General features: G+C 68.3%; 21 protein-coding genes. 13 read left to right on the plus strand and 8 right to left on the minus strand.

The features are described 5' to 3' along the window. Positions 1-24: 24 nt before the first annotated feature. Together J0J01_RS05380 and J0J01_RS05385 are read left to right on the plus strand one after the other, a co-directional pair. A complete protein-coding gene (locus J0J01_RS05380) occupies positions 25-1,368 on the plus strand; it encodes an MmgE/PrpD family protein (RefSeq protein WP_296379193.1) in 1,344 nt (447 codons plus the stop codon). Positions 1,369-1,475: 107 nt separating this feature from the next. Continuing rightward, positions 1,476-2,075, plus strand: coding sequence for a hypothetical protein (locus J0J01_RS05385; protein WP_296379194.1), 600 nt, complete (start codon positions 1,476-1,478; stop codon positions 2,073-2,075). Positions 2,076-2,089: 14 nt separating this feature from the next. On the opposite strand, the gene J0J01_RS05390 is transcribed toward J0J01_RS05385, so the two are convergent. After that, positions 2,090-4,276: a hypothetical protein gene (locus tag J0J01_RS05390; RefSeq protein WP_296379195.1), complete on the minus strand. Its 2,187-nt coding sequence runs from the start codon at positions 4,274-4,276 to the stop codon at positions 2,090-2,092. Between the two features lie 406 nt (positions 4,277-4,682). Here J0J01_RS05390 and J0J01_RS05395 point away from each other — a divergent pair, with 406 nt between their 5' ends. Continuing rightward, a complete protein-coding gene (locus J0J01_RS05395; protein ID WP_296379196.1) occupies positions 4,683-5,540 on the plus strand; it encodes an alpha/beta hydrolase in 858 nt (285 codons plus the stop codon). Positions 5,541-5,579: 39 nt separating this feature from the next. Here J0J01_RS05395 and J0J01_RS05400 read toward each other — a convergent pair whose 3' ends face one another. After that, positions 5,580-6,719, minus strand: a complete 1,140-nt coding sequence (locus tag J0J01_RS05400; protein WP_296379197.1) for a retroviral-like aspartic protease family protein — start codon at positions 6,717-6,719, stop codon at positions 5,580-5,582. Between the two features lie 124 nt (positions 6,720-6,843). On the opposite strand from J0J01_RS05400, the gene J0J01_RS05405 reads away from it, so the two are divergent. The 6 genes from J0J01_RS05405 (at position 6,844) to J0J01_RS05430 (ending at position 12,495) form a co-directional block, all read left to right on the plus strand. After that, positions 6,844-7,953, plus strand: a complete 1,110-nt coding sequence (locus tag J0J01_RS05405) for a Zn-dependent alcohol dehydrogenase (RefSeq protein ID WP_296379198.1) — start codon at positions 6,844-6,846, stop codon at positions 7,951-7,953. 38 nt (positions 7,954-7,991) lie between these two features. Then, positions 7,992-8,825, plus strand: coding sequence for a phytanoyl-CoA dioxygenase family protein (locus tag J0J01_RS05410; RefSeq protein ID WP_296379199.1), 834 nt, complete (start codon positions 7,992-7,994; stop codon positions 8,823-8,825). 6 nt (positions 8,826-8,831) lie between these two features. Then, the gene (locus J0J01_RS05415; RefSeq protein WP_296379201.1) at positions 8,832-10,880 is read left to right on the plus strand and encodes a hydantoinase/oxoprolinase family protein; all 2,049 of its coding nucleotides are present in this window, start codon (positions 8,832-8,834) and stop codon (positions 10,878-10,880) included. Positions 10,881-10,892: 12 nt separating this feature from the next. Then, positions 10,893-11,321, plus strand: a complete 429-nt coding sequence (locus J0J01_RS05420; protein WP_296379202.1) for an EamA family transporter — start codon at positions 10,893-10,895, stop codon at positions 11,319-11,321. An 87-nt stretch (positions 11,322-11,408) separates the two neighbouring features. Continuing rightward, a complete protein-coding gene (locus J0J01_RS05425; RefSeq protein ID WP_296379203.1) occupies positions 11,409-11,681 on the plus strand; it encodes a hypothetical protein in 273 nt (90 codons plus the stop codon). An 85-nt stretch (positions 11,682-11,766) separates the two neighbouring features. Next, positions 11,767-12,495 carry an RraA family protein gene (locus J0J01_RS05430; RefSeq protein WP_296379204.1) on the plus strand — a complete coding sequence of 243 codons (729 nt, stop codon included), beginning with the start codon at positions 11,767-11,769 and terminating at the stop codon, positions 12,493-12,495. Positions 12,496-12,628: 133 nt separating this feature from the next. Here J0J01_RS05430 and J0J01_RS05435 read toward each other — a convergent pair whose 3' ends face one another. Beyond that, the gene (locus tag J0J01_RS05435; RefSeq protein WP_296379205.1) at positions 12,629-14,113 is read right to left on the minus strand and encodes a DHA2 family efflux MFS transporter permease subunit; all 1,485 of its coding nucleotides are present in this window, start codon (positions 14,111-14,113) and stop codon (positions 12,629-12,631) included. A gap of 188 nt (positions 14,114-14,301) precedes the next feature. Between J0J01_RS05435 and J0J01_RS05440 the strand changes: the two genes are divergently transcribed. Continuing rightward, positions 14,302-15,021, plus strand: coding sequence for a ribonuclease activity regulator RraA (locus J0J01_RS05440; protein ID WP_296379206.1), 720 nt, complete (start codon positions 14,302-14,304; stop codon positions 15,019-15,021). Positions 15,022-15,100: 79 nt separating this feature from the next. Here J0J01_RS05440 and J0J01_RS05445 read toward each other — a convergent pair whose 3' ends face one another. Next, a complete protein-coding gene (locus J0J01_RS05445) occupies positions 15,101-15,496 on the minus strand; it encodes a thioesterase family protein (RefSeq protein ID WP_296379207.1) in 396 nt (131 codons plus the stop codon). 12 nt (positions 15,497-15,508) lie between these two features. On the opposite strand from J0J01_RS05445, the gene J0J01_RS05450 reads away from it, so the two are divergent. Further along, on the plus strand, positions 15,509-16,492 hold the full coding sequence (locus J0J01_RS05450) for a D-2-hydroxyacid dehydrogenase (protein WP_296379208.1): 984 nt from the start codon (positions 15,509-15,511) through the stop codon (positions 16,490-16,492). Positions 16,493-16,739: 247 nt separating this feature from the next. On the opposite strand, the gene J0J01_RS05455 is transcribed toward J0J01_RS05450, so the two are convergent. From J0J01_RS05455 to J0J01_RS05465, 3 genes are all read right to left on the minus strand, one after another. Then, complete coding sequence (locus J0J01_RS05455) at positions 16,740-17,693, minus strand: LLM class F420-dependent oxidoreductase (protein ID WP_296379209.1); 954 nt, start codon at positions 17,691-17,693, stop codon at positions 16,740-16,742. Between the two features lie 70 nt (positions 17,694-17,763). Beyond that, on the minus strand, positions 17,764-18,150 hold the full coding sequence (locus J0J01_RS05460; RefSeq protein ID WP_296379210.1) for an OsmC family protein: 387 nt from the start codon (positions 18,148-18,150) through the stop codon (positions 17,764-17,766). Positions 18,151-18,198: 48 nt separating this feature from the next. After that, positions 18,199-18,510 carry a hypothetical protein gene (locus J0J01_RS05465; RefSeq protein WP_296379211.1) on the minus strand — a complete coding sequence of 104 codons (312 nt, stop codon included), beginning with the start codon at positions 18,508-18,510 and terminating at the stop codon, positions 18,199-18,201. Positions 18,511-18,657: 147 nt separating this feature from the next. Between J0J01_RS05465 and J0J01_RS05470 the strand changes: the two genes are divergently transcribed. Continuing rightward, the gene (locus J0J01_RS05470) at positions 18,658-20,151 is read left to right on the plus strand and encodes a hypothetical protein (RefSeq protein WP_296379212.1); all 1,494 of its coding nucleotides are present in this window, start codon (positions 18,658-18,660) and stop codon (positions 20,149-20,151) included. Between the two features lie 104 nt (positions 20,152-20,255). Here J0J01_RS05470 and J0J01_RS05475 read toward each other — a convergent pair whose 3' ends face one another. Then, the gene (locus tag J0J01_RS05475) at positions 20,256-20,981 is read right to left on the minus strand and encodes a hypothetical protein (protein ID WP_296379213.1); all 726 of its coding nucleotides are present in this window, start codon (positions 20,979-20,981) and stop codon (positions 20,256-20,258) included. A gap of 79 nt (positions 20,982-21,060) precedes the next feature. Between J0J01_RS05475 and J0J01_RS05480 the strand changes: the two genes are divergently transcribed. Next, entirely contained in the window at positions 21,061-22,272 is a 1,212-nt protein-coding gene (locus J0J01_RS05480) for an MFS transporter (protein ID WP_296379214.1), read from the plus strand. Positions 22,273-22,314: the final 42 nt, after the last annotated feature.

Raw genomic sequence — 22,314 nt, forward strand, 5'->3', positions numbered from 1 at the left:
CCGGCGTGCCGCATCTCTCGGGCCATGCAGCCCCGACCCGGAACCACCGAAACTCTCGCCCGCTTCGTCGTCGACACCCGGTGGGACGACATCCCCGCCGAGGCGCGCCACGAGGCCAAGCGGGCGCTGCTGAACTTCTTCGCCGTGGCGCTGGCGGGCTGCCGCACCGAGCCGGTGGCGATGGCGCTGAAGTCGCTGGCGGAATTCTCCGGCGGCCGGCAGGCGACGGTGATCGGCCGCCGCGATCGCATCGACGCGCTGAGTGCCGCCTTCCTCAACGCCGCCGGCGCCAACGTCTTCGACTATTGCGACACCCACCTGCCGACGGTCGTGCATCCGACCTCGCCGCTCGCGCCTGCGGTGCTGGCGATGGCCGAGCTGCAGCGCGTCACCGGGCCGGAGTTCCTGACCGCCTTCGTGCTGGGTTTCGAGATCGAATGCCGGATCGGCGCCGCCATCTCGCCCGGCCATTATCCGAAGGGCTGGCACATCACCTCGACCTGTGGCGTGTTCGCCGCGGCCGCGGCGGCGGGCAAGTTGCTGGGCCTCGCCGCGCAACCGATGGTGTGGGCGCTGGGCACGGCGGCGACGCAGTCGGCCGGCCTCTGCGAGTGCCTGGGATGGCCGGCCAAGAGCGTCAGCGTCGGCAACGCCGCGCGCAACGGCCTGTGGTCGGCGCTGCTGGCCGAGAAGGGCTTCGCCGGCCCGCCCGAGCCGCTGGCCGGCGCCCAAGGCTTCTTCGCGGTGATGGACGAGCCGGTGAACTGGTCGGGCCTGCTCGACGGGCTGGGCCAGGACTGGCAGGTCGCCAACAACTCGATCAAGCCGTATCCCTCGGGCTTCGTCATCCACCCGCTGCTCGACCTGGCGCTCGACTGGCGCCGCGCCAACCCGAAGGCCGTGGTCGAGAAGGTACGCGCCCGCGGCAACCCGCTGCTGCTGCAGCGCACCGACCGGCCGGAGGTCAGGACCGGCCGCGAGGCCCAGGTCAGCCTGCAGCACGCCGTCGCCGCGGCACTGGTGCTGGGCCGGGCGGGGCTTGCCGAGTTCACCGATGCCTGCGTCAACGATTCCGCGGTGTCGGCGCTGCGCCGCAAGGTCGAGGTCGCGGCCAAGGACGGCCTCTCGACCATCGCCGCCGAGATGGATTTCGTGACGTCGGACGGCAAGACGCACAGCGTCTCGACGCAAGCCGCGCGCGGCAGCGCCGCCAACCCGCTGAAGGACGCCGAGATCGAGGAGAAGCTCAGGATCGAGGCCGATAGCTGGCAGAAGGGCCACGACATCCAGCCGCTGATCGACGCGGTCTGGGCGGTCGACCGGAGCGAGGACGTGTCGTCGCTGGCGAGGCTCGCAGTTCCGGGCTAATGGTTGCCTCGCGGGCGGCCCTTCTTGCGATCAACCATGGATTGTAGAGGAAGCCGCAATCCGGTCATTTTCGTATGATCCCATAAGCTTGAACGAACGAGATCCCGTTGTTGCCGCTGTCCTTCCGTCGCATGGGGAGTTTCGGCAGAAGTGCCGTTGAAGGAGGGCTGCTCTTTGTCGCCCTCGTCCTTCTATGGAAAGCAATCTTCCTTTTGGAGCCATGCGTCGGGCGTCTGAATGCTCAGCCCGATTTCGACGGCGGCGATCTTGTCTGGTGTGCCCGTTCGATTCTCGACCGACTGTCGGTGCCGGATCCGCCAGTCCTGTCGCACTACCTGTCACTCGCCGTACTCGCCCTGCTCTTGGTTGGCTTGTGGCATGGCGTCGTCGCCGTCTGGCGTTGGTGGCGCGTTTCCCGGGCTCGCCAGTGGATTGCGGAGCGATCGGGGCGAGTGGTCTTCGTCCTGCGATATGTCCTGGTTCTCGCCGTTTGCGCCGCTGTCGACTGGCTGGTTCCGACTGTTCAGCCTTGCATCTCCGATTTTTTCTACAGCCCGGCCAGTGGCTTCGAGTGTCAGTTCTTCCAGCATAGATTGCCGCCCGTACCTCTTTCTCTCGATCCGGGCGGCACGCCGTTGCCCGTCGCCGCGTTCTTCATCGTCTTAATCTGGTATGCTTACGATGCCAGACGCGCTGCGCGAACATAGTGCGCGCTTGGCGCTCACGGTGAGGGTGCGTCCGCCCGGTCCGGATCGTCGCGTTGGAGTTGATGAAGCTCATCTTCGGCGGCTTGGTACTCGCGACTGCCGGGAAGAGGCTCGGTGTTCGGCGGCGAGTAAGTACCGCGCTCGCTGTGGTCGAGGCCGGGATCACGGAGATGCCGTCGCCTGATCATGGCCTTTAGCGTCTCCTGTGCGTCCTCCGTCTGTGTTTCCGTCGCCTTCTTCAAGAAGGCGGGAACCCACGCGGGCAGTTCCAGGAGAGTCGCCAGGACGAGTGCGACTTTCGCATGATCTTCAAGTGAGCCGATGGGTTGTCCGGCCTTGCCTGTTCTCAGGTAGCCGGTGCCAGGACTGATCGTGCTCTGCAACGTCGCCAGCCGCGCAAAATCCTCGGGAGAGAGGGACAGCCTGTATTGATAGAGCGGCTTGCGAGCCCAAAGCGCGCGCTCGTTGCTGTCGCTGCTCGTCAAACCGGTCCGGATTTCAGTATAGAGCGCGGGGTCGGTGAGACCTTGCAGTTTGTGCGGTTTCGCCGACATGATCCGATTGATGCTTTCCTTCTGCTCCGGGCTGAGACGCTTTTCCAGGCTCGGTGGAATGTTGCGTGGCTGGTAGTCAGGCTGAGATGCTCTCGCCATCCACTCGGTAATCATGCGGTCCGTATCGATCGCCTCGATTTCTTGCCGGCGACGGACCTCAGCGTCAGCGGCACGGTACACTTCACTGTCGGGCGCCGGTTCGACTTGCGCTGTCCCAGTGCCGACGCGTCGGCCATTCGGCTCGCTGGCCGAGCCGATCGGTCGGAAATCGTCGGGCGTCGCTTCGACACGCTGCACGCCATTGCGATGAATCGTATTGCCGGCGGACGCGCCATCCGTCCAAACGGCACGGTTCTGCAGGAAATCCGCCTCTGTTCCGTTCACTGGCGTAGTCGCAGTTGGAGGGAGTTGAACCGATCCGCGCATCGCCTCGATCATCCGCACCTGCCGGCGCCGTCCTTCGACATCTTCCTCCGGCAGCGGCGGGCCAACGTCGGGGTAGAGCGCGGTGCCCGCGGCGTAGGGGTCGCGGGCGAAGGCCTCTTGCTGGTGGCGCAGGATCGCCTCGACCATCGCGCGTTCGGGGCCGGTGAGGTTTTCGAGATGGCGCTGCTGCGCGGCGGCGTCGGCCTGGGCGAAGGGCAGGAAATAGCGTTCCCACAAGGCGAGGCGGCGGGTCTCGTCGGCTTTCTCGGGCGCGCCGGCGCCAGCATAGGCCTCAGCCAGTTGGGAGAGCGTGCCGGGGCGATAGAGCGACGGCTGGGTAGCCAGCGTCGCGGTGGCCGCGGCCAGTTGGTCGTCGAGGCCCTTCACGGTCGCGAAGCGACGGCTCTCCTCGGCCGACTCACGGGCGCCGATCTTGGCGTGCAGGATCAGGCGCTGCTGGTTGGTGAGCGTATCGTCGAGCCCGGCGCGGTCGGCGAGCGGCGCGCCGTCCCGACCAGCTTCGCGCGCCAGCCAGGCGTCGGTGGCGGCCTCGTCGGTCGCGACGCCGAGTGGCAGCTCGAGTGCGCGCCGGTCGGCCGGCGACAGCGCCGCCTTCACCCGGTCGTACAGCGTCACCGCCTTGTCGGGCATCGCGGCGCCGATGCGCTGCTCGATGGCGGCGCGCAGGATCTGCGAACGCGCGGCGGCCTGCGCCGCCGCCTCCTCGGGCGACCCGGGCGCGATGCCGTCGAGCCGCGCCAGCGCCTGGGCCGCACTCGCCTGCGCCTCGGCGAGGCCGTCGATCTTGTCGTCGTTGTCGGGCTCCAGCTCGGCCGCGCGCCGGATCAGCCGCCGGCGCTCGGCCAGGACCTGGCGTTGATGCACCGCGCGCTGGGCGGTGATGTGACGGTTGATGCCGTCCATCGCGTCGGCGACATGGAGGTCGAGGCGCGGCCCGAGGGCCAACCGTTCGCCGTCGTCGCGCGCCTGGTCGAGCGTCGCGAAGCGCAGCGCCTGCAGGCGGTCGGCGATCGCCGGCGCGCCGTCGACCGCATTGCCGCCTCGGGCGCGATAGAAGGCATCGGGCGCGGTGAACAGCGCCTCCTGCTTGCCGGCGATGAAGCGGTTGATCAGCCCTTCGAGGCGATGGTCGTCAACCGGCGGCAAGGCGGGCGCGGGCTCCTCGGGGAGCCACTCGGGGATTTCGAATCGGGTGCTCATGCGCGTCAGTCTTACGCGCGTCGCGCCGCGACACCTATTATGGGCAATGGCCTGCGCGATTCGCCCGTAAAACGTGTCTCCAAAACCCGGTCCATTGCACATAAAGCGCGATCGGGATATGCCTTATCCACAGGCCCCTGTGGATGCGAGGCCATTATGGGCAATGGAACGCCATTCGGTCCTTGATTCTCTTGCAAAAGAATCGCGGCCATTGCCCATAATAGGTCCAGTGGCATCGAGCGCGTAGAATGCTGCGACCATGACCCGCACGATCGACGCCCCTCGCGATCGCCTAAACGGCGGTCGCGCAAACAAACCGCTAAAACGGCCGGAAACGGCGGGAATCCGCCGGTTTACGCCCGCTTGCGGCCGGTTACGCCGTGGCGCTGCCGAGGTATCCTGCGCCATGATCCGGTTCGTGCAAGCCATCGTGGCGTTGCTGCTCGCCGCGCAACTCGTCGCCCCCCAGGCCAGCGCACAGAGCGAACGCTGGATGACCCTGCCGCCGACGCCGTCGCTGCCCGTGCCGACCCAGGCCGCGCGCGCCGAGGTCAACGGCGCCTCGATCTGGTACGCGATGTTCGGGTCGGGCCCGCCGGTTGTGCTGCTGCATGGCGGGCTGGCCAATTCCAGCTACTGGGGCCACCAGGTGCCGGCGCTGGCGCAGAAGTACCAGGTGATCGTGATCGACAGCCGCGGCCACGGCCGCAGCACCCGCGATGCCAAGCCCTACGGCTACGAGCTGATGGCCTCCGACGTGCTGGGCGTGCTCGACAAGCTGGCCATCCCCAAGGCCGCGATCGTCGGCTGGAGCGACGGCGCGATCATCGGCCTGTCGCTGGCGATGAACCATCCCGAGCGCGTGTCGCGGCTGTTCGCCTTCGCCGCCAACTCCGATCCGTCGGGCGTGAAGGACGTCGACAAGAGCCCGGTCTTCCAGGCGTTCATCGCCCGCGCCGAGAAGGAATACGAGGCGCTGTCGGCGACACCCAAGGAGTACAAGCAGTTCGTCGAGGAGATCAGCGGCATGTGGTCCAAGCAGCCCAAATGGACCAAGGCCGATCTCGAGAAGATCAAGGTGCCGACCTGGATCGTCGACGCCGACCACGACGAGGCGATCGAGCGCGGCAACACCGAGCTCATGGCCGAGTCGATCCCCAGGGCGGGCCTGCTGCTGCAGCCCGAGGTCAGCCATTTCTCCATGCTGCAGGACCCGGCGCAATTCACCGCGGACGTGATGCGCTTCCTCGAGCGGACCTGGTGAGGCGTGCTGGTGGCGCGCAGCATGGCCCGGGGGCTCCGCTCATCGCACCAGGACCAGCTGGTGTTGTGCGTTGTCGACGGACCACGATCTGAAGCGTGCAAGGAAGCTCATGCCCAGCAGCAACGGTCCGTTGGCTTCCGTCACGAGCGCGCGAACGTTCTCCAGCGTTACAGTCCCGACCTTCAACGATCGGATCTGAAAGGTGGGGGCTTCCTTGATCGAGCCGTCAGCCAGCATGTATTTCGATTTCCCGATGACGTCGGTTTTCGCCAGCGTTCCCGTGCGCACGAGCGTTCCGAACACGTCGGACGGGATGCTGACGTTGGTTGCGCCGCTGTCGAGGAAGAAGTTGAGGCTCAGCGCACCGTTGATTTGGACCGGCACGGCATAGGTTCCGTTGGCCTGGATCATTTGAACGCGAATGAGTCCGTCGGGCGATCTGGTGGCGGTCGGGGCGGGCGGTGCGACCGCAACGCCGCGGACTGCGGCCTCCTTTTCGAGCTGGGCGCGCAGCGCTTCCGACGGCTGCCCGTCGCTGCGCTCGCCGATGCTCCTCTGGAAGGACGAGATCGCCATGTTGGTTTTGACGGTGAGGATGCCATTGGCCGGGCCGGGGTCGTAGCCCAGCCGGGCCAGCAACGTCTGGATCCCGGCGACCAGCGCGGTGTTGGCGCCTTCATACTCTTGGGTGCACTCCCTGGCGCGCGCCAGCGCATCCTCGACGCCGTCGAGGCTGATCGAATAGTGGCGCCCGTCGACGGTGGCCGAGAGTTGCACGCCCGACCGCAACTGGCCGAACAGTTCGTAGGCGGTGTTGACCTCCATCGCGCGCGGGTTCATGGGCTTGGTCGCCGCCGTGAACGAAGCACCCGTCCCGATCTGGATGATTGCCGTGCGAAAATCGTCGCGCTTCAGGGTCCAATCCGTCGATTCGATCACCAGGCCCCAATTGCCCTTCTGCCGATACATGACGGCGACAGCGAAGCCGTCGCTTTGCACCCGGTAGATGGCACAGTGGCTGAAGAGGTCGCTGCTGTCCCGCGTGAAGGCGGCAACGCGCCACGCGCCGACCTGGGTTTGCGAACCGGGTATCGGTTTGGCATGGCTTGCCATCGCCAGCGAAGCGACGAAGGCTGCAGCCAGTGGCAGTGACCACCTCCCGAAGCACACAGCCAGCACGGCCTCCCCTCCGTGTTCTCGTGGCGCCCCCATCGGAGCCGCGCGACACGGTAGAGGAAGGCCTATCGGTTGGCGAGTCCGGAGGCGTTGCATACCACCTGAAGCTGTGGACGCAAGGAACACGATGATCGAGTTCGACGCTGCGATCCTGCCCGCGGTCAAGAAACCGCTCGAGATCCGCCGCACGCGGATCGACAAGATCGAGCGCGACGACGTGCTGGTGCGGATCATGGCGTCGGGCCTCTGCCACACCGACCTCGAGGTGATCGAGGGCTCGCTCGCCTATCCGATGCCGATCGTCCTCGGCCACGAGGGCGCCGGTGTGGTCGAGGCGGTGGGCGATGCGGTCACCGACGTGAGGCCGGGCGATCACGTCGTTTGCTCGTGGAACCCGCATTGCGGCCACTGCTTCTACTGCGAGCGCGACCAGCCGATCCTGTGCGAGCCCTTCACCTGGCACCAGCCGCGCGGCCATCTGCTCGACGGCCAGTCGCGGCTGAGCTGCGAGTCCGCGACGGTGCATCACTTCTCGGTCGTGTCGTCGCATGCGCAGTACGCGGTCGTGCCGCAGTCGGGGGCGATCAGGGTGCCGGTGGAGATCCCGTTCGACCGCGCCTGCCTGATCGGTTGCGGCGTGATGACGGGCGTCGGCGCGGCGGTGCGGCTGGCGCCGGTCGAGGCGGGGGCCTCGGTCGCGGTGATCGGCTGCGGCGCGGTCGGGTTGAACGCCCTGCAGGGCGCGCGGCTCGCCAATGCCGGCACCGTCATCGCCATCGACCGGGCGAAGGGCCGGCAGAACCTGTCGCGGGTGTTCGGTGCGGATCTGACCGTCGGCGAGCCGGGCGACGACGTCGTGGCCTTCGTGAAGCAGCACACAGGAGGGCGCGGCGCCGACCATGTCTTCGAGGCGGCGGGCAGCGCCGACGGATTCCGGCTGGGGGCAGAGATCGTGCGGCCGGGCGGCCATCTGGTGTTCCTGGGCAAGGTCAACGTCGGCCAGGACGTGGCTTTCCGCTGGGGCGCCCTGATGGGCGAGAAGAAGATCACCCGCTCGAGCTACGGCGGCGCCCGGCCGAAGCGCGACTTCCCGTGGCTGGCGCGCTGCTACCTCGAGGGCAAGCTCAAGCTCGACGAGCTGATCACCGCCCGGCTGCCGCTGCAGCGCATCAACGACGGTTTCGACGCCATGCGGCGCGGCGAAGGCATCCGCACCGTGATTTTGCCCTGGAATTGAACCTTGACCCTATCGACCCCAAGCTGGACGATTCAGCCATGACCAAGCTTCTCACCGAGGACGCGGTCGCAAAATACCGCCGCGACGGCTATTACTTCCCGATCGACGTGCTGAGCGAGGGCGAGACGCGCGACCTGCGCGCCAAGCTCGAGGCGCACGAGCGCGCGTCGGGCGGCCCGATCCAGGGCGACCGCCGCCACAAGCCGCACCTCTATCTCACCTTCCTCAACGACCTGATCCGTCATCCGCGCATCCTCGATGCGGTCGAGGACGTGTTGGGCCCGAACCTGCTGTGCTGGAGCACCAGCTTCTTCATCAAGGAAGCCGCCGATGCGGGCTTCGTGTCGTGGCACCAGGACGCCACCTACTGGGGCCTGAGCTCGCCCGACGTCATGACGGCGTGGGTCGCCTTCACACCGGCCAATCTCCTGAACGGCTGCATGAAGTTCATGCCGGGCTCGCACAACCAGCAGCTCGAGCATGTCGACACCTTCGACAAGAACAATCTGCTGAGCCGCGGCCAGGAGATCGCGGTCAGGGTCGACGAGAGCAAGGGCGTCGATGCGATCCTCGAGCCCGGCCAGGCGTCGCTGCATCACGTGCTGCTGGCGCACGGCTCGGCGCCCAACAAGTCGAACGACCGGCGCATCGGCTTCGCCATCCGCTACATCCCGACCCATGTAAAGCAGGCGGTCGGCGTGCGCGACAGCGCCACCCTGGTGCGCGGCACCGATACCTTCAACCACTTCGAGCACGAGCCGCGGCCGACGGCGGACTGCACGCCGGAATCGCTCGCCGCCCATGCCGCCATCGTCGGGCGGCAGGTGCAGGTGCTCTATCGCGGGACCGGACAGGAGCATTTCCGGCCCTGACCTGCGATGGACGAGCGTAAAGCGTACCGAATCGGCATCGACGTCGGCGGCACCTTCACCAAGGCGGTGCTGGTCGACGACGACAGCCATGAGATCGTCGGCCGGTTCTCGACGATGACCACCCACGCCGATCCGCGCGGGGTCGCCGCCGGCGTGGTCGAGGTGTTCCGCCGCGTCCTCGCCGATTCGAACGTCGCGCCGGAGGACGTGGTCTTCCTCGCCCATTCGACGACCCAGGCGACCAACGCCCTGCTCGAGGGCGACGTGGCGCCGGTCGGCATCGTGGCGATCGCCAGCGGCCCCGCCGCCGAGCTCGCCGCCAAGCAGAGCCGCATCGAGGCGATCGAGCTCGCGCCGGGCCGCGTGCTGCATCCCGGCCACCGTTTCCTGCACGGCGAGGCGATGGACGCCAAAGCCGCCGCGGAGGCGGTGCGCGCGCTGCGCGACGAGGGCGCGCGGGTGATCGCGGCGACCAGCGCCTTCGGCGTCGACGACGGCTCGGACGAGGAGACGGTGCGCGAGGCGGCTGCCGCGCTCGACCTGCCGGTGACCTGCGGCCACGAGATCTCCAAGCTCTACGGGCTCGCCACGCGCACCCGCACGGCGGTGATCAATGCCTCGATCCTGCCGCGCATGATCGAGACCGCCGACATGACCGAGGCGAGCGTGCGCGAGGCCGGCATCGCGGCGCCCCTGATGATCATGCGCGGCGACGGCGGCGTGATGGACGTGCGCGAGATGCGACGGCGGCCGGCGATGACCATGTTGAGCGGTCCGGCCGCGTCGGTCGCCGGCGCGCTGATGCATCTGCGGCTTAGCGACGGCATCTACTTCGAGGTCGGCGGCACCAGCACCAACATCGGCGTCATCCGCAACGGCCGCCCGGCGGTGAAGTACGCGAAGGTCGGCGGCCACGAGACCTATGTCAGCTCGCTCGACGTGCGCGTGCTGGGCATTGCGGGCGGCAGCCTGGTGCGCGTGCGCGGCGGCGCGATCGCCGATGTCGGGCCGCGCAGCGCCCACATCGCCGGCTTGCCTTACGCGGCCTTCGCGTCGGCCGAGGTGTTCGACCGTGCGCGCATCGACAGCCTCGATCCCCTCTCGATTCGAGGCCGCGACGGCGTGCGCTATGCCGTCACCACGACCTGCGCCGCCAATGCGCTGGGCTATGCGACGCCCGGCATGCACGCCTACGGCAACCCCGACGCCGCCGGCGCGGCGATCGACCTGGTCGGCCCTCTCGAGGAGGTGGCGCAGGAGATCCTCGAGCGCGCGACCGCCAAGATCCTGCCGACGGTCGAGCAGCTGATCGCCGAATACGGTCTCGAGCGCGACCAGCTGCTGGTGGGCGAGGGCGGCGGCGCGGGCGCGCTGCTGCCGTTCGTCGCCGAGCGGCTCGGCCTGCGCCACGTCATCTCGCCCGACGCTGAGGTGATCTCCTCGATCGGGGTGGCGCTCGCCATGGTGCGCGAGGTGGTGGAGCGGGTGATCGCCGATCCGACCGACGACGACCTGCGCGCCATCCGCCGCGAGGCGCGCGATGCGGTGGTGCGGCTCGGCGCGTCGGGCGACACGGTCGAGGTCACGATCGAGATCGATCCGCACAGCCAGCGGGTGCGCGCGACCGCGGTCGGCGCCTCCGAGATGCGCGCCCGCCACCGCCGCCATATCGGCGAGGCCGATGCGCTCAGGATCGCCGCCGGCTCGCTCGGCGTGCCGGTCGGCGCCGCCCGGCTCGCCGCCCAGACCGACGGCATGCGCCTGATCCAGGCGAGCATCGACGGCCGCGCCCCGGTGCGCGCAGTCGATCTCGAGGGCGCGATCCGCATCCAGCGCAGCAACGCCCGGGTCGAGCGCGCCCATGCGTCGGACGCGCTGGCCCACCTCGAGGCGCGCTGGGACGAGGTGCAGCACGACATGTTCCTGGTGCTGGGCGGCCATGTGATCGACCTGGGCGGCCTGCCGAGCCGCGAGCAGGCGCTCGCCGTCGCGCGCACCGAGCTCGAGGGCGTGCCGGACGACACCATGGTGCTGCTGGTCGCGGCGCTCAGATAAGGGAGGCATGGCATGACCTCGAATTCCTGGCTGCTCTGGGCGCTGCTGTCGGCGGCCTTCGCCGCGCTGACCGCGATCTTCGCCAAGGTCGGCGTGAGCGAGATCAATTCGGACCTCGCGACCTTGATCCGGACCGTGGTCATCGCGGGCGTGCTGGTCGTGCTGGTGAGCGCCACCGGCCAGTGGCAGCCGGCCGAGTCGATTCGGCCGCGGACCTGGATGTTCCTCGCTTTGTCGGGGCTGGCCACCGGCGCGTCGTGGCTGTGCTACTTCCGGGCGCTGAAGCTCGGCGACGCCGCCCGCGTGGCGCCGATCGACAAGCTGAGCGTGGTGTTCGTCGCCGTGATGGGCGTTCTGTTCCTCGGCGAGCGGCTGAGCGGCGGCAACTGGCTGGGCGTCGCGCTGATCGCGGCCGGCTCGCTGCTGGTCGCGCTGACGTAAGGCTGCCGTCAGCCAACCGCCCACTCTTCGCCATATCGGGAGAGGAGCATGCGCTCGGCCGAAAGATCCGGTCGAACGGAGATCAACATGACCAGGACGATCACGCTTTTCATGATTTGCGCGGGCGCACTGCTGCCCGTCGCGGCATCGGCACAGCAGGCCGACAGCGCCTACTGCGCGGCGCTGGCGACTCAATACCAGCGCTATGTCGGCGACAGCGCGGCGGCACATCGCGGCCAGCAGCGCGACGCCACGGTCGACACCGCGATCACCCAATGCTCGACCAACAGCGCCACCGCCATCCCGGTGATCGAGAAGGCACTGAAGAACGCACGGATCGATCTGCCGCCACGCGGCTGACCGGCGCCGGCACGGCAAGAAAGGGGCGGCAGGACCGCCCCTTTCTCTTTAAGCTGGCCCGGCCAAAGGGAGATCAGAGACCGCAATGAGCAACATGGACGAGCTCTTCGCCGAGCTGCGCAAGATCGACACGCCGACCATCACCAACGTGGTGGCGACCTATCCGAAGAACCCGCTGTGCCTCGGCCTCTACAATCCGTGGACCGAGAACTGGTACACCGACACCTCGATCCGCTGCCTCTATCCCGAGCTCGGGCCGATCGTCGGCCATGCGGTGACCTGCGTCTACGGCATGCCCGATCCGAACTACTCGGGGCGGCTCTCCTTCATGGACGTGGTCGACGCGCTCGATGCGATGAAGAAGCCGACCGTCCTGGTGATCCAGCAGAAGTGGCCGGACGGCATCATGAAGAAGGCGGGGCTGGCCGGCGAGATGATGGTGAGCTCGATGATGGCGGTCGGCTGCGTCGGCCTCCTGTCGAACGGCCCGTCGCGCGACGTCGACGCGATCCGCAAGCTCAAGTTCCAGTACATGCTGGGCGGCGTCACCGCCGGCCACGGCGAGCAGGCGGTGCATGCGGTGAATGTCCCCGTGTCGGTTGGCGGCATGGACGTGGCGCCGGGCGACCTCATCCACATGGACGAGAACGGCGCCGTGAAGTTCCCCGTGCAGCACGCCGAGGCGGTGGTGAAGAACGCCAAGGCGATGCTCGACGACGAGGCGCGCCGCCTGGTCGACCTGCGCAAGGCCAAGTCGGCCAAGGAAGTGCGCGCCGCCAATTCCGGCGGGGCCTACACCCAGAAGAAGCCCTGAGGGGTCAGGCCTAGAGCATATTCCGTTCGGCTGGAATCAGCCGAACGGAATATGCCTGCTGCAACAACACCCCCCGTGCGCGCATTTCCGAGCAGATGGAACCGCGAGCGGTTCCATCTGCTCGGAAATCGCTCTAGCTCCGCCGCAGCACGAACAGGAAGGCGAGCGGGGCGGTCAGGATCGGGATCAGCGTCATCAGGTGGAAGGCGTTGACGTAGCCGATCATGCTGGCCTGGCGCTGGATCTCGGCGGCGAGGCGGGCCTGCACGTGGGTGTCGCCGAGATGGCCGAAGGCCTGGACCCACGGCGCGATCAGGTCGCGGGTGAAGTACGTGATCGAGCCCGCGAGGTTGGCGTTGGCCTCGGCGGTCGAATGGGCGAACACCACCAGGGTGATCGACACGAACACGCTCGAGCCCAGCATGCGGATCAGGGCGAACACCGCGTTGCTCTGCGTCATGTACTGGGCCGGCATGGTCGAGAAGGCGAGCACAGCCATCGGCGTGTAGCTGAGGCCGAAGCCGAAGCCGTGCAGGGCGTTGCTCACGATCACGCTCTGCGGCGTGATCTGCATGTCGAGGCCGCCCATCATCCAGCCGGCGAAGGCCTGGATCGACAGGCCAAGGAACAGGCAGAGCCGGGCGTCGAAGCGGGTGAGCTGTGCGACCACCACGAACGACGCGAAGTTGCCGAGCCCGCGCGACGCCACCAGGTAGCCGATCGTCGTCTCCGGGTAGCCCTGCAGCTCCTGCAGCAGCGGCGGGAACAGCACCATCGGCACGTACTGCAGCATGCCCATGATCAGCGCCACGACGACGCCGATCGTGAAATTGCGGTCGCGGAAGGCGGCCGGATCGAACAGCGGCGACCGCGCCGTCATCACGTGGATCGCGAACATCACGAAGAACACGCCGGCCAGCACGCATTCGGTGACGGTCTCGCCCGAGTCGAACCAGTCGTTGCGCTGGCCGCGGTCGAACATCAGCTGGGTCGCCGCGATCGCGATGGCGATGAAGGCGAAGCCAGTGAAGTCGAACGGCCGGGTGCGGCCCTTCTCGTCGTCGTTCAAGGCCGCGAAGGCGAGCATTCCGGCGGCCACGCCGAGCGGCACGATCAGGAAGAAGATCCAGCGCCAGCTCAGGTGATCGCTGATCAGGCCACCGAAGGTCGGCCCCAGGATCGGCCCCATGACGCCGCCGACGCCCCACATCATCATGATGAAGGGATGCTGGCTGCGATGGAACGAGGTCAGCACGATGGTCTGGCCCATCGGGAAGATCGGTGCGCCGAACGCGCCCTGCACGACCCGCAGCGCCAGCAGCGCCTCCAGCGAATCGACCAGGCCGCACAGCATCGACGCGGCGGTGAAGCCGGCCACCGACAGCACCATCAGCGTCCGCCAGCCGAGCCGGCCCGCCAGCCAGCCGGTGAGCGGCGTGGCGATCGCGGTGGCCACCAGGTTGAAGGTGAGCACCCAGGAGATCTGCTCCTGGGTCGCCGACAACGCGCCCTTGAGCTGCGGCAGGATCACGGTGACGCTGGTTGCCGTCAGGCCGAACAGGACGGTCGTGAACTGGACCGACAGCAGGATCAGCCACTGTCGGCCGGTGATCTTCATGCCTGGGATGGTAGAGTCGCCCGCGCTCCCGGAAAAGACTAGAACACATTCCGTCCGGCGAAGCCGGACGGAATGTGCCTCTCTCAACCACGATCGCCTGTGCGCGCATTTCCGGTCAGAGGGAACCGCGTGCGGTTCCCTCTGACCGGAAATCGCTCTAGGGTCGAGCCAACGAAAGAGGAAACCGCATGAAGGAATTGTCCAAGGACCTGCGCGACGTGCTCGCCAAGGTCGGCACCTCGACGCTCACCGGCGTGCTGAACCGCCGGAGCCTGAAGAGCATGACCCTGTTCGACGTCCGCCCGGTGCGCGACGAGCAGCCGGCGATGGTCGGCATCGCCTACACCATGCGCTTCATCCCCTCGCGCGAGGACAAGGACGGGCCGCAATCGACCAACCGCAGCATGATCCAGCCGCAGGCGATGGAGGAATGCCCGCCCGGCCATGTGCTGATGATCGACAGCCGCGGCGATTCGCGGGCCGCCTCGGCGGGCGATCTCTATATCGGCCGGCTGAAGGCGCGCGGCGCGGCGGGCGTCGTCACCGACGGCGGCTTCCGCGACACCAACGGCGTGCATCGCACGGGACTGCCGGCCTATCACCGCCGCGCCTCGTCGCCGCCGTCGCCGATCGTCCACCGGCCGGTCGACCTGCAGCTGCCGATCGCCTGCGGCGGCGTCGCCGTCTATCCCGGCGACATCGTGGTCGGCGACCGCGACGCGGTGCTGGTGATCCCGCCCGACATCGTCGAGGCGGTCGCCGAGGAGGCGCTGAAGAACTACGAGTACGAGGAGTGGGCCGAGCTCGAGGTGGCGAAGGGCCGCTCGCTCAAGGGCCTGTTCCCGGTCGCCGGCGACCAGGCCAAGGCCGACTACGAGGCCTGGAAGAAGGCTGGCGGGAAGAAGTAGCTCAGCGGACCGCGCACCTCCTGATGGAGGCGCATGTGCATGCGCCGAATGAGCGCGCAAGATGCGCGCGGTCCACTGACTACACGCTCTTCCGGGCAAGGCGCTCGTTGAACGACCGGAGATCGATCACGATCCGCCGGTGGCTTCCCGTGCCGATCTCCTCCCTGCCGTCGCGGGCCGACACCTTGAAGTCGATCCGTTTGCCGTCGACCGCGACGACCTCGGCCGTCGCGCGGACCTCGTGGCCGACCGGCGTGGCGGCGAGGTGTTTTACATCCACGGCAATGCCGACCGCGCTTTCGCCGGCGTCCAGAAACGGCCTGATGGCATTGAGCGCCGCGTTCTCCATGATCAGAATCATCACGGGCGTCGCGAGCACCTGTGGCAAGATGGCGTCCTTGAATCGATCGGCGAGGTGTTCGGGCTGCACGCGCAAGGTCGCCGTTCCCGTGGCTCCGAGCGGAATCTGCTTCATGAGGGGATCATCGTGGTCAGCAGCAATTCCTTCAAGTTCGTCATGCTGCCGCCGCAGACCGACACCACCCGCCGTTGGGCCGGACGCCTGGCCGAATCGGTGCCGGAGGTCCGCGTGGTCGTTGCCGAGGATGCCGACACCGCCGCGCGCGAGATCGCCGACGCGGAAGCCGCCTTCGGCTGGCTCGGCAAGGAGCTGCTGGCGAAGGCCAGGAACCTGCGCTGGCTCCAGGCGCCCATGGCGGCGCCGCCGGCCGGCTACTTCTATCCCGAGCTGGTCGGCCATCGCGCGGTCGTGACGAACTTCCGCGAGATCTACAACGACCACATCGGCGCCCACATCCTGGCCTTCGTCCTGGCCTTTGCACGCGGCTTGCACGTGTTCATCCCGCAGCAGCTCCGCCGCGAATGGAAGAAGAGCCCGCTGGAAACGGGCGACGTCGTGCATCTGCCCGAAGCGACGGCCCTGGTCGTCGGCGTCGGCGGCATCGGGGCCGAGGCCGCGCGCCTGCTCGCGGCTTTCGGCGTGACCGTGCTGGCAACCGACGCCCGCCACACGACCGCGCTCGGCGGGGTGGCGGAGCTGCATCCGCCGGAAGCGCTGGACGAGCTGCTGCCGCGCGCCGATTTCGTGATCCTGACGGTGCCGCATACGCCGGCCACCGAAGGCTTCTTCAATCGCGCCCGCTTCCAGCGCATGAAGCCCGCGGCATTCTTCATCAACATCGGCCGGGGCATGACGACCCGGCTGGACGACCTGGTCGCGGCGCTGCAGGCCGGCGAGATTGCCGGCGCTGCCCTCGACGTCTACGAGCTGGAGCCGTTACCGACCGAGCACCCGCTCTGGGGATTGCCCAATGTGCTGCTCACGCCGCACATGGCCGGACACGGGCCCTATCTCGACGACCGCCGGTTCGAGATCATGGCGGACAACTGCCGCGCCTTCGCGGCAGGGCGTCCGCTGCGCAACCAGGTCGACAAGGCGTCCTGGTTCTGAGCCGCAGTCACCGCCGCGTGATCGCCCTCACGGCAAGATGACGGGGTTTTGACGGTCGGCGCCGAAAGAGCCCCACGCGAATCGCGTGTAGACTCCGGTGCCATGCTCGTGCGCAAGCATATTGCCGCCATCGTCGCCCTGCTTCTGGCCGCGGTGGTGCTCGGCATCATCGCCGCAGCGCCGCTGTCGCTGAATTACGGCTGAGGAAAGCGGAAACCCTCCCCATACGAACGGGGAGGATTGCCGATCAGATCTTGGCTATCACCTCGGCCTTGAACTTCTTCATCTCGGCCAGGATCTCGGGGATCGTCGTGCCGGCGAAGCCCAGGTCGATGGCGCCGACGCCCAGCGCGGCCATCGCCTTGATGTCGCCCACGATGTCGGCGGCAGAGCCGGTGAACAGCTTGCGCTCGCCGTCGCCCGCCTTGTCGGGCGTGCCGGGCGCGTAGCGCTGGAAGCGCACGGTGACGCCGACCGCCTGGGCGTCGCGGCCGGCCTCGCGGGTTAGCTTGCGCAGCCGCTCGATGCCGGCCGTCAGCCGCTTCAGGCTGTCCATCGGGAAGGCCGGGTTGTTGGGGATCGGATACCAGGCGTCGCCGTACGTGGCGGTGCGCCGCAGCGCCGGGCCTGATTCGCCGCCGACCCAGATCGGGATGCCGCCCTTCTGCGCCGGCTTGGGCGCGAAGGTGATCTTGTCGAACTTCACGAACGCGCCGGAGAATTTCGGCCGGTCCTTGGTCCACAGCTCCTTGAAGGCGGCGACGTATTCGTCGGTCACCTTGCCGCGCGCCTCGAACGGCGGGGCGCCGATCGCCTCGAACTCCTCCTTCATCCAGCCGGCGCCGATGCCCAGGATCACCCGGCCGCCCGACAGGGTGTCGATGGTGGCGAGCTGCTTGGCCGCCAGCACCGCCGGCCGGTGCGGCACCACCATCACCGAGGTCACGAGCTGGAGCGTCTGGGTGCGCGCCGCGACGAAGGCCAGCTCGATGAGCTGCTCGTTGCGCTCGCCGGTGCCCTGGTTCGTGAACTCGCCGGTGGCGGAGTAGGGGTAGGGCGAGGAGATCTCGGTCGGGATGACGACGTGGTCGCTGAAGGTGCCGTAGTCGAAGCCCAGCTCCTCCGCACCGACGCACAGCCGGACCAGGGGATCGAGCGCGGACAGAGGTCCGGCGGTGGGCGCGCTGAAACCGATCTTCATGGTGTCTCTCCCCTCTATATGTCCTGTGTAGTCGACATCGTCAGTGGGCGCGTTTTCGATCGAAAACGCGCTAAGCGAGCGTGGTGCGGATCTCGAGGCTGCGCTTCAGCGTGAGGGTCACCGGCGTCTTCTCGGCGATCTCGGCCATGCGTTTCTTCTGCTCGTCGTCGGCGCCCTCGATGTGCAGGACGCGGTCGATGCTCTCGACCTTGTCGGTTCGCTTGAAATGGATGTCGGCCCGGACGTTGGTGACCGGCCACTGCTTGCGCTCGGCATACATGCGCAAGGTGATCACGGTGCAGGCGCCGAGCGCCGAGGTCAGCAGGTCGTAGGGCGCGGGGCCGGCATCCTTGCCGCCCAGCTCCGGCCCTTCGTCGGCGGTGAGCTGGTGGCGATGGCCGGTGGTGATGGCGGTCGCGTAGTCGACCGTGCCGATGCTTGCCTGTGCGTGCGCCATGAGCTCCTCCGCGCCCCGGCCGAACGGGACCGGGGCGCGGGAGCGAGTTTAGCGACGGCGGACCTTCTTTGCCGCCTTCTTCACCACTCGCTTGGCGGCACCCTTCCTGGCGGCGACCTTGCGCTTGGCCTTGGCGGCCGCCTTCTTCACCGGGCGCTTCTTGGCCGCGATCCGGCGCTTGGCCGAGGCGACCTGGCGGGTTGCGGTGGTGGCGGCCTTGCGGGTCGCGCCGATGATCGCCTCGCGTGCCTGCGCCACGGTGGCCCCGGGGTGGGCCAGCGCGTCGATGGCGGTGGTGACGGCGTCGGTGACGGAATCGGCGACGGCGCCGACGATCGTGCTCTTCTTCCTTCGTGCCATATCGTTCTCCCAGGGAATCCCCCGCGGCAAACGCAAGCAATCTCAAAGGGTTGCACGCGTCGTGCTTGACGCGCTGATACAAAGTGGGCAAAATCCAGTTATATCAATCGATTATTCTTTATTCTTACAGTCATATTGGAGCTTCGCATGGCCGTATCCTCCGGCCTGTCGCTGTCCCCCGACCGTCTAGCCAATCGCGCCTCCTGGCTGCCGTCGCTGCCGCTCGCGGTCGGGTTGGCGGTGTTCATCTGCCTCGCCAATGTGAACGGCCTGCCGCTGCTCGCCGATCCGGACAGCCACTGGCACATCGCCGTCGGCCACTGGATCCTGCAGCACGGCGCGGTGCCGTCGGTCGACACCTATTCCTTCACCCTGACCGGCCAGCCCTGGATCGCCAAGGAATGGCTCTCCCAGGTGCTGATGGCGGGGGCCTACGACATCGGCGGCTGGGCCGGCGTGGTGGTGCTGGCGGCGGCGGCCTTCGGCGCCACTTCGGCGATGCTGCTGCGGCTCCTGCTGCGTGACCTGCGGCCGTTGCCGGCGCTGATGTTCACCGCGGCGGCGTTCGTGATGATGGCGTCGCACTTCCTGGCGCGGCCGTTCGCCTTGGCCTTCCCCTTCATGCTGTGGTGGGTGTCGGGCCTGATCCGCGCGGTCGAGGAGAAGCGGGCGCCCGAGCCGATCCTGCTGCTGGCGATGCTGATCTGGGCCAACCTGCATGGCGGCTTCACCATGGGCCTGCTGCTGGGCGGCGCGTTCGGCCTGGAGGCGCTGGTCAACGGCGCCGACGGGGCCGAGCGCAAGCGGATCTTCTGGAGCTGGCTGAAGTTCGGCGTCGCGGCGCTGCTGGTCGCCTGCATCACGCCCTACGGTGTCGGCTCGATCCTGATCACCTTCCAGATCTTCGGCCTGGGCGATGCGCTGGCGCTGATCGACGAATGGAAGTCGCCCGACTTCCAGACCCAGCCGCTTACCGAGCTGATCCTGCTGGTCGGCCTCTACCTGGTGCTGGCGCGCGGCGTGAAGCTGCCGATCATGCGCACCCTGATCGTGGTCGGGCTGGTGCACATGTTCCTGCAACACGTCCGCAACGCCGAGCTGCTGGCGACCATCGCGCCGCTGGCGATCGCGCCGGTGCTGGCGCGCAACTGGCCGGCGATCCGCCGCGATGACAGCGCCAAGATGCTGTTCGGCGGCATGGCCGCGCCGGCGAGCTTCCGCGCGATCGGCCTCGGCCTGCTGGTGGCGACGGTCTATGCGACGGGCCTGGTGCGCTTCGCCGGCATCAAGCCGCCCGAGGCGACCATGCCGACCGCGGCGATGGACTATGCGCGCGAGGCCGGGCTGAAGGGCCGCGTGCTGAACCACTACGGCTACGGTGGCTACCTGATCAGCCAGGGCGTCCCGACCTTCATCGACGGCCGCGGCGAGCTGTTCGGCGGCGAGTTCATCAAGAAGTACGTCGACGCCGTGCATCTGCGCGGCGAGGACCCCGAGGTGCTGCAGAAGACGCTCGAGAAGTACCGGATCGACTGGACGATGCTGCTCAAGGAGCAGCCGGCCAACAAGCTGCTCGCGACCCTGCCGGGCTGGCGCATGGCCTACAGCGACGACAAGACGACGATCTTCGTCAGGGAGTGACTCGTATTCCTCTCCCCCGCTAGGGGGAGAGGCTAGGTGAGGGGGCTACGACGTGCGTTTCCCCCTCACCCGTCCTCTCCCCCTGGCGGGGGAGAGGAGAAAGACTAGCCCCGCAGCAAAATCCACGTGCAGGTGCCTAACGCGCACAGCCGGCCGCTCTCGGTGTAGAGGGCGGTGCCGGAATAGAGCTTGCGGCCCTCGGCGCCGATCCGCCAGCCGACCACCGCGCAGCGCTCGCCGACCTTCGGCGGCTCGATCACCTTGACGGTCATGCGGCCGGTGAGCGCCGGCCGAATGTCGTCGGGATCCTGGACGGCGAAGGCACCCGGGCAGTCGAGCGTGCCCCACACGAACTCCGGCCGGATGCGGCCTGAGGCATCGGCATGGTTGGGGTGGGGCACGTAGCAGGACAGCGAATAGCCCGGCGCCGGCCCGGCCGAGCCCAGCACGCGCAAGCCGTCGCCGACGGCGCGGTCGCGGCCGCAGACGATGCACGAGCCAAAGTCGCTCTCGGGCGGGCTGCCGCCTTCCTCGCCGCGGCGCATCACGTCGATCCAGTCGGTCGGTGCCGGCGGCGGCTTCAGATGATCGACCGAGCCCGCGCGCGCCTCGCACAGCAGCGTGTCGCCGTCGCGCAGCATCAGGGCCTCGTCCTCGGGAGCGACCTGCAGCACTCTCGCGATCGGGATCGGCGCACGCAGCGTGATTTCCACCGTGCCGTTGCCGCCGAAGGCGCGCGTGTAGCGCTCGGCCAGCACGCCGCCGACATAGCCGCCATTCCCGGAAAGCCGGGGACCGTTGAATCCCGGCGCAATCGTGATCGTGTCCACCTGAACCCTCTCCGCGGCGCGAAAACTGCAGCACGGCCACGGCTGACGCAAGCCTCGCAGCGTGCGAAGGGAATTGACGATGGCTCGCTTCGTTCCGTGGATGCTGGTGGCGCTCTGCTTCGTGCTGGGCGTGGCCAGCCGCTCGATCGGCGACAGCTTCCCGGTGTTCGTGCCGGCGCTGGAGCGCGCCTTCGCGGCCAGCCGCGGCGACGTCACCATCATCTACAGCTTCGCCCTGCTGGTCGGCGGCATCTCGGGCCCGGTCAACGGCTGGATCCTCGATCGGCTGGGCCTGCGCGCGCTGACGGTGATCGGCATGAGCCTCGCCGCCGCCGCGACCGTCGCCGCGGCGCATGCGACGGCGCTGTGGCATCTCTACGCGACGCTCGGCGTCATGCTGGGCTTCGGCGGTGCGTCGGTGTCGGGCGTGCTGAGCGCCGGGCTGCTCGGCCGCTGGTTCCCGGCGCGGCGGCTCGGCGTGGCGCTCGCCGTCGCCTGGTCGGCGACCGGCGTCGGCACCATGGTCACCATCCCGGCGGCGCAGGCGATGATCGCCGAGTCCGGCTGGCGCCACGCCTACCTGGTCTTCTCGATCGTCAGCGTGGTGTTCCTGCCGCTGGTGCTGTTCCTGCCGTGGCGGCGCATCGCGGCCGGCGCGCCCGGCCTGGTGCGTGCGCATGCGGCGAGCGGCGAGGGGCCGACCGTCGGCCAGGCGATCCGCGACTGGCCGTTCTGGGCGCTGACCTTCTCGTTCGCCTTCACCTCGGTCGGCATCTTCGCGATCGTGCCGCAGGCCATGAGCTACCTGCTCGAGCGCGGCATGGACGGCGGTCACGCCGCGCGGGCGCTGGCGGTCGCGGGCATCCTGACGCCGCTCGGCATGGTCGGCTTCTCCTGGCTGGCCGATCGCGGCGGCCGCAAGATCGCGGCGATCCTCGCCTATGGCTGCTCGATCGCCGGCGTCGGCGCGCTGGCGATGGTGCGCGGGCCGGGCGACGATCACTGGCTGTGGATCTACGTGCTGCTATTCGGCGGCAGCCAGGGCTCGCGCGGGCCGATGATCTCGACGCTCGCGACGCTGCGCTACCGCGGCGCCAATTTCGGCCGCATCTACGGCCTGATCGGCATCGGCATGGGGCTGGGCGGCTTTGCCGGCGCCTGGGTCGGCGGCCTGCTGCACGACCTCACCGGCGACTACGCCGCGGTGATGGTCTTCTCGGTCTGCTCGCTCGCGCTCGCCGCCGCGTCGCTCGGCAGCGAGGCGGGGGCGAGGGAGAGGCTCAGTCGCTAGCGCGAGGTGTCATCCCGAGCGCAGCGAGGGATCTATGGCGAC

Source organism: Reyranella sp., from assembly GCF_017305915.1.
Lineage (GTDB): Bacteria > Pseudomonadota > Alphaproteobacteria > Reyranellales > Reyranellaceae > Reyranella.